Raw genomic sequence first — 7,661 nt, forward strand, 5'->3', positions numbered from 1 at the left:
TAGCGGATCCTATGTCCGATAAAAGGGGTTTTTCGGGAATTTGGAACAACTAACGGATCCTATGTCCGATATAACGGCATTTCAAGCAGCCATGCCTCCTGCAAGCGGCTGAAAAGGCTGCTCGTGCTGCCAACGTCCCCGTACAACCAATTCTTACCCCGGTGCAGGAGAACTAACAAGCGCTGTTGGCAGATACCGTCCCTAAGGTACCAAAACGCTCCGGCGGAACGGACGGAATAAGGGCAAGCAATACGCTGCACAGGCAGCGAGAGTTCTGGCTCCGAACCACCGGCGGCATTCGAAAGCCGTCCATGCGGACGGCTTTCTTCAAGCTCTAACGGCGGGCAGCCCCCTGAAAATCGAGAGAGACATCAAGAAATCCCGGCGATAATCCTTCCCTTGATTTGAACTGTCCGCACGGACGGTTGTCGCAAGCATCTACCTGCGCGCAGCGGCCAGTTCCCTGAAATCAAAAGAGACGATCGGAGTTCCGGCCATAATCCGTTCCTTCATTTGGCCCATCCAGGCGCGGATCCCTTCCGTCAGCTCCTCCGGTCCAAGCTTCTTGGCAAGGACGGTATACAAAGTGAGATCGCGCATCTCCAGGAACAGTCCCAGCACATCCAGCCACTCCTCCGGCATCTCCCGTTCGCTGCGATAGCCTTGCAGGAAGCCAAGGAAGAAGTCCGCCGCATATGCGTCCCGATCCGCGCCGTATCGATCTGGAATTCGGGAGCTGAGCGCGTAATAGAGCGGAATGGCGACATCATGGATGTACCAGCTGTATTCCAGGTCGTCGAAGTCGAATACCGTGATGCGGCCTTCGTGGACAAAAAAGTTGCCGTTATGGATATCTCCGTGAAGCAAGCCGTAACTCCCTTCCGGCCGAGGCAGCGCATGCAGCCTATCCAGCACGGATGCAAGCTGCGCGATAATCCCGGGATCCTCGTCCTGAAGATAGGCTGAGGCGTTCGCGATGAGGTCATCCTCGCTCCACTGCCTTCGGGCGAAAGTCCGATCCAGCTTGGCGGATGCGTTGTGGAACCGAGCCGTTACCGCCCCCCACTCGGCAAACAGCTGCCGATTCCATGCTTCCGAGTCCGGCAACGCTCTTCCGCCCGGCGCTTTGCGGAACAGGCACGCATAGAAGCACGATCCGTCCGCGGCCATGATCTGCTCGATGCGGCTGCCGGACGGCGAGGCCAGACTTGACGCCATATCCTTCCCGCAGCCCTCCGTCTCCAGATGCTGAAGAAAATCAAGCTCGGCTTCAATTTCTTCCAGCGATCTATGGCTGCTGTGGGTCAGGCGCAGAATGACGGAAATGCCCTCCGCTGTCTGCATTTCATAGATATAGTTTTCAAAATCGCCCAGCTTCTTCGGATCCCCCTGCAATCCGAAACGGAGCGCCGCATCCTCCAGCCGTTCGGGACCGAACAGCTTCTCTACCGATGCCTCCATGTTTATCCCCCTTGCCTGAATAGGTTTTCAAATCCTCTTTGATTAGGTTTAGGGGGCCGCCCCTGAATCTCCTGCCCGTTCCCTCAAATAAATCGTATACTGAAGCTATTCCCGAAACGATGGAGGAGGAGTCGACAATGGCATTTTTCGCGGTCATGCTGCCAATGCTGGATGAAGAAAAGAGCGCGAGGCTGCGGACGGAGCATCTCGCTTACCTGGAGAAGCTGGAGCAGGAGGGCCGTATCGCCGCCAGAGGAAGATTCACAGATGGATGGGGCGGCCTCGTCATTTACATGGGAGAATCGCTGCAAGAGGTAGCCGCGCTCGTCGAACAGGATCCCTATGTCCTGCATCAGGCTCGCAACTATGAGATTCACCCTTGGGAAATGACCTCCCTGCATCTGAAGGTCTGACCCCGGACGAATGATGCCGATCCGTTCTTGCTGTCCATATTTCCTTGACATCGACAGCATCGCTCAGTCCGCAAAAAGCCCCCTCACCTGAACGGTGAAGGGGCTCTTTTTGTCACGGAGCCTTTTTGGCATAGTCGATCAGATTGAGGATCAGAACCGCTGCTTGAGCGCGTGTCAGAGGCTGATCTCCATGGAACCGATTCTTTTCGTCGCCCTGCATAAGACCGGCGATTTCCAGCGCGGCTGCGTGCTTGGATGCCCATGCCGGGATGGAAGAGGCGTCGGCGAAACCAGGCTTGGAATCTGCGGCCGGAAGCCGGAGCGCTTTGGCGACCAGCACCGCGATCTCGGCGCGGGTGATCGTCTTTTTCGGTCCGAACGTGCCGTCTTCGTATCCTTTCAGCCAGCCCGCCTCCAAAGCCTGCGCGATGTAACCGCGAGCGTAAGCCGGAACGGAGGCAGCATCCTTGAAGTCCAGGCTGCCGCCGGTGCTGTCCAGACCGAGCGCGCGGCCCAGCATGGTGACGAAGTCGGCGCGGGTGACGCTTCCATTCGGATGGAAGCTGCCGTCTCCGAACCCGATGATGATGTTCAGCCCGGAGGCTCTAGCGATGGCATCGCTCGCCCAGTGCTTGGAGCTGACATCGTTGAACGGCAGCGGCTTTGCCGAAGGCTCGGGCAATGCCGAAGCTGTCGGCGCAGGCGTGACGGATGGCGCCGGGCTTGCGGATGGCGTCGGCGTAGCGATAGGGTATGTCGGGTACCATGGCGCTGCTGTCGGCGTCGGTGTCGGTGTCGACGTTGCTGTCGGCGTCGGTGTCGGGTTTGTTGTCGGTGTCGGCGTCGGATCGGAGGCAGGAGCTGTTTTCGCCATCAGAGGGGAACTGAAAATCGAAACCCGGATCGCTTTTCCATCCCCTCCTTTTTGGATGGCGGCAATTTCAATCGTATATGAAGTATCCGCCTCCAGGGATTTCAAAGTCCATTCCGTTCCGGCAGCGTACCCCGCCCATTGGCCATTGGCAAAGATGTCGTAGCCGGTCGCACCCGGTACAGCCTGCCATTGGAGCGGAATTTCAGTGGCGTCCGCTTTGCCGGCAGTCGGCGCTGCCGGCGCCGGCAGGCTGACCGCAGAGCCGCCTCCCGCAGGGAGGTCGGCTGCGAGCTGGTCCGACATCGTATGATTGCGGTCGGCGCTGATTTCCCAGTTCATGGCGCCGGCGATATCGATCGACCGGATATAAGCGGTTTTGTAGGCGGTCGACTCCGCATCGTCGTAAGAGATGAACACGCCGGTCTTTTCATTGTACAAATATGGAACCTTGGCGTAGTTGTTGAACACCCGCTTGAAGTCCGGATTCGTCAGGTAGTTGTTTTCGAGATCGGCGATGTCGAACTTCGCATCAGCCCCCCACGTTCCAGCGATGATCGTGCTGGAGCACTGCTGGTACTCGCCGCCGCTCGCGCAGCCGCCCCAGCCTGTTCCGTAATACGGAATTCCCGCTACCAGCTTGTAATTCGGCACTCCGCCTTTCAGATGTCCTTGCAGCCCTCCCGCTGCATTGAAGCGTTTGGCCGAGGCAGTCTTGTTGTTCGGATCGTAGTAAAGCGGGGCGTTGTGGGCCGCTTCCGTCTGCCAGGTTCCATTGTAGTCGTAGGTCATGATGTTGATGAAGTCGAGGTATTGGACCGAGTTGGCATAATCGGCATTTACCGTGAAGTTGTCGCCTTGGCCGGAAGCGATTGTCAGCAGATAATACTTGCCGTCTTCCTGGCCGGCGGCGTCAAGCGCCTCGCGGACCGTTTTCACCAAAAGCGTGAAATTCTCCTTGTCCTGAGGTCCTCTGGCGTTGGTCGTTTCTCCGCCCTCGACCGGATATTCCCAATCGATGTCGAAGCCGTCGAAGCCGTAGGCGCGAAGGAACTGGACGGCGGAGCCGGCAAACGTCCTGCGGGAAATTTCATCCGCGGCGACGAGCGAGAAGTTTTTGGACCACGACCAGCCGCCGACAGAGATGAGCGTCTTCAGGCCCGGGTTGTCGGCTTTGAGCTCCTTCAGCTCCTCGAAGCCTTGGGGATCGAACTCCGGATAGCCTTGAATGACGCCTCCATTGAACACATATCCCTGTTGCAGCTCAATGTCAGGGTTCTGGCATTCGGCTCCGGTCGTGCCGGCGCCCTTCCAGCAAATATCGCCAAAAGCGTAGTTGATATGCGTAATCTGCGAGCCGTCGATATCAGCCGGACTGAACTGGCGGGCGCCCTGTGCCCAGGCGGCATAATAGGCGACGATGTTGTACTCGCGGCCCGGAACGGCCGTTGCCGGCTCACTCGCTTCCGATTGCCACAGGCTGTTTTTGGCGACGACCGTAAAGTCGTAGGCTTGGCCCTCGGTCAATCCCGTCGCGGCATAACGCGGAACCGAGCTGGTGCCGATGAGGTCGCCGTCGCGGTAGATTTCATACTCGGTCGCTCCGGCTGCCGGAGCCCAGCCGAGCGAGATCGCGGTGCGGGTGCCCGATAAGACCTGCACCGATTGCGGAGCGTCGAGCTGGCCCCAGACGATGCGCAGGCCGTTGCTCTTGCCGGATACCCGGCGATCTTTATCCTGGGCGGCGACCTGGAAGTACACGGATTGACCTGCCGTCGGATTGGCGATTTCGTAGGAGAATTTGCCGGCCGCTGCCCAGTCTCCTCCGAACCATTTGTTGTCCACATACACGTCGTATCCCGTAGCGAGAGGACTCGTCGTCCATCCAAGCTCGATGGAATTGTAGGTGACGTCCGTCACGCGGAGATACTGCGGAGTCGTCAGCGGCGGCTCCGGATAGGCGTTGGGATCCTCGGCGACGGTCGTTGCCGTGACCACATTGCTCTTCTCGCTCTGGGTGCCAAGCACCGGAACGGAAGTGACGTAGAAGGAATAGGTCGTCTCCGGCTCCAGGCCGCCGACGATTTTCGGGGAGAATCCGGACCAGGCCGCCCAGTTCCACTGGGTGCTGTCTCCGATTTTGTAGTAGATCTGATACCCGTTGTTGGGATCGATTCCGGGAACTTCATCCCAGGTCAAGGTAATCGATTTTGCCTTTACATCGGATACGGCCAGATTCTGGGGGATGTTGGGATCCGCCGCAGCGGCAGCGGGAGCAGCGGCTGCTCCGAACATGCTTATCAGGAGTGCCAACGTGAGCAAGGAAGCAAGCGTGGAAGAAACGTTCTTTTTCAGTCGCGTGGACAATCAAGTCACCTCATCCATAATAATGATTTGGGCAATCATGGAACGGCTTGTCGACTTCTGTCTGGACCGGCTGACTCAGGAAAAGAGGGGGCGTGCGGAAAGAGTTGAGCTGTCTGGCGGTGAGAGCGGCGTGCGGAAGGCGCTGACTTGCGGAACAGCTGACTTGCGGAAGAGCCGACTTGCGGAAGAGCCGACTTGCGGAAGAGCCGACTTGCGGAAGAGCCGACTTGCGGAACAGCTGACTTGCGGAACAGCTGACTTACGGAAGGGCTGACTTGCGGAACAGCCGACTTGCGGAACAGCTGACTTGCGGAAGGCGCTGACTTACGGAAGGGCTGACTTGCGGAAGAATTTAATGAGAGCGCTTACCACCCCGCTGGCGAATTTTTGTGCCTGTCAAACTTCCCTATTCGCGGGGAATGCTCGAACACCTTTTCAAAATCTTTATAATCCGTGATATTTATCACAAAAAGATCGAAAGTATCATTTTTTCAACCATAAAATTGTCGTTTATGATCGCAATAGTTTTCAGAACGAAAACGATGTAGAGACGCCGCCGCGCTTTCTGACGCCACAGACGAAGACCACTGTTTGGCCGGCAGGCCTGGATTTAAATGAAGCATTTCGGAAATTCGTTCCTCTATGCGGCCGATTTCATGAGCCCTTGGCTTTTATCGGACATACGTTCCGCTATTTGGCCGAATTCGAGGGTTTTGGCATTTTATCGGACATACGTTCCGCTATTTCCTAAAAATTACCTCAATATCAATAGAGTGGAGGCAAATAACGGATCTAATGTCCGATACCTTCGCAGATTCCATTTTTCAAGGCAAATAACGGATCCTATGTCCGATAAGCATTCAAGGAAGGAAAACGTCAAAGGCAACGGATGCTTCCGCTTCCAAGGCAACGGGTGCCTCCAAGACAACGGGTGCTTCCACGGCAACGAATGTGCTCACCACAAACAAATGCTTTCTCAGCAACAAATGTGCTCCCTACAAACGGGTGCTTCCACAGCAAAGGGTGCATTTATCCACTATCGGTCGGGCTACATAACGGAAACCGGCTGTTTTTCCCGAAAGCCGCAAAAGGCTTGTCCTTATACCTTTGCAATGCAATTGTCTTGCGTCTGCCTCCAGGATGCTTCAAGCAACCGGCTACGCCTGCCCGCTTATTCGCCAGCCGTTTTAGAGAGAACGGCAAAGAGGCCGGAACGGGCTTCCGGCCTCTTTGAATCGGTCCGTATATGCTGCTTCCGCGGACGACTAGATTCCTTTGTTCTTGAACATCGTTGCAATGGAGCCGCCGTAAATATTGCTCCGAATCGCTTCGGTGAACAGGCTTGCCATCGAGATGACGGTCAGCTTGTCGGAGTGCCCGGAAGGCTGCAGGATGGAGTCCGTTACGACGATTTCCTTGATATGGGCATGCTCCAGCCGCTCAAGCGCATTTTGAGAGAACAGGCCGTGGGTCGCCGCCACCATGATGTCGCGCCCGCCCTTCTCGACGAGCTTGTCCACGACGTTGAGGAGCGTCTTGCCCGTATCGATGATATCTTCAATGACAATCGGCGTCTTGCCGGCCACCTCGCCGATGACATGCGTCTTCTCTTCTCCCGTGTGGCTGTCGTGATTGGTCACGACCATCGCGAACGGGGCATGCAGGTAATTGGCCAGCTTCTCCGCCGTGGAGGCTCGACCTGCGTCCGGAGATACGATGACCGGGTTCTCGATGTTCTTGCTGCGGATATATTCCGCCAGCTCGTCGAGCGCCGTAAGATGGTCGACCGGGAAGTTGAAGAAGCCCTGGATAGCGGCCGTATGCAGATCAAGCGGGATAATCCTGGAGGCGCCTGCCGTCTCCAGCAGATCGGCGACCAGCTTGGCGGAGATCGCCTCGCGCGGATGGCGCTTGCGCTCTTGGCGGGCGTAGCCGTAGTACGGCATGATGATGTTGATCGTCTTGGCGGAAGCCCGCTTGGCCGCGTCGATCATGATGAGCAGCTCCATGAAGTTCTCGTTGACCGGGTCCGAGAGCGACTGCACGATGAAGATATGGCAAGTGCGGATCGGCTCCTTATAGGAGACATACAGCTCTCCGTTATCGAACTGCGACAGCTCCACCTCTCCTAGAGGAATGCCCAGCTGCTCGCTGATGCTCTTCGCAAGCGGAATATTGGAAGATCCGCTGAAAATTTTCACTTTATCCGTCATATTGATCCCTTTCCCTCCCGCGCTTCGGCTATCATCCTTTTTATCCATTATAGCCTATCGGAGCCAAATCAACAGCCCGAAGGAGGATAAGATTCCCGCGGCTTTACGGCCCGGTCCAACGGACATCCGGCATGGGGATGGGTTCTCCGCCTGACATCAGCCTCTTACACAACGAAACTCTCGCAATAATAGAATACTTCAAAAATTCCATACGTTTCCCCCAGTCCTTCTTTAAAAGAGCAGCCTTCTATCCATTCATCCTTCTATCCATTCATCCTTTTATCCATTCATCCTTCTATCCATTCATCCTTCTATCCATTCATCCTTCTATCCATT

General features: G+C 56.4%; 4 protein-coding genes. 1 reads left to right on the top strand and 3 read right to left on the bottom strand.

Annotated elements, in window-relative coordinates; genetic code table 11:
- Positions 1–438 precede the first annotated feature (438 nt).
- Positions 439–1,461 (bottom strand): phosphotransferase enzyme family protein, encoded by a 1,023-nt coding sequence (locus PHU01S_RS18960; RefSeq protein ID WP_127509227.1) that lies wholly within the window; start codon positions 1,459–1,461, stop codon positions 439–441.
- Positions 1,462–1,598: 137 nt separating this feature from the next.
- Between PHU01S_RS18960 and PHU01S_RS18965 the strand changes: the two genes are divergently transcribed.
- The gene (locus PHU01S_RS18965) at positions 1,599–1,874 is read left to right on the top strand and encodes a YciI family protein (protein ID WP_049868926.1); all 276 of its coding nucleotides are present in this window, start codon (positions 1,599–1,601) and stop codon (positions 1,872–1,874) included.
- 112 nt (positions 1,875–1,986) lie between these two features.
- Here the strand turns inward: PHU01S_RS18965 and PHU01S_RS18970 are convergent, their stop codons facing one another.
- A complete protein-coding gene (locus tag PHU01S_RS18970; RefSeq protein WP_127509229.1) occupies positions 1,987–5,058 on the bottom strand; it encodes a glycosyl hydrolase family 18 protein in 3,072 nt (1,023 codons plus the stop codon).
- 1,319 nt (positions 5,059–6,377) lie between these two features.
- The gene (locus PHU01S_RS18975; RefSeq protein ID WP_049868922.1) at positions 6,378–7,325 is read right to left on the bottom strand and encodes a ribose-phosphate diphosphokinase; all 948 of its coding nucleotides are present in this window, start codon (positions 7,323–7,325) and stop codon (positions 6,378–6,380) included.
- Between the last annotated feature and the right edge of the window lie 336 nt (positions 7,326–7,661).

This window comes from Paenibacillus humicus NBRC 102415 (assembly GCF_004000905.1).
In the GTDB taxonomy this organism is placed as follows: Bacteria; Bacillota; Bacilli; order Paenibacillales; family Paenibacillaceae; genus Paenibacillus_O; species Paenibacillus_O humicus.

Coding starts and splice junctions, on each gene's coding strand:
- PHU01S_RS18960 (WP_127509227.1), bottom strand. CDS start 1,461: ATGGAGGCATCGGTAGAGAAGCTGTTCGGTCCCGAACGGCTGGAGGAT.
- PHU01S_RS18965 (WP_049868926.1), top strand. CDS start 1,599: ATGGCATTTTTCGCGGTCATGCTGCCAATGCTGGATGAAGAAAAGAGC.
- PHU01S_RS18975 (WP_049868922.1), bottom strand. CDS start 7,325: ATGACGGATAAAGTGAAAATTTTCAGCGGATCTTCCAATATTCCGCTT.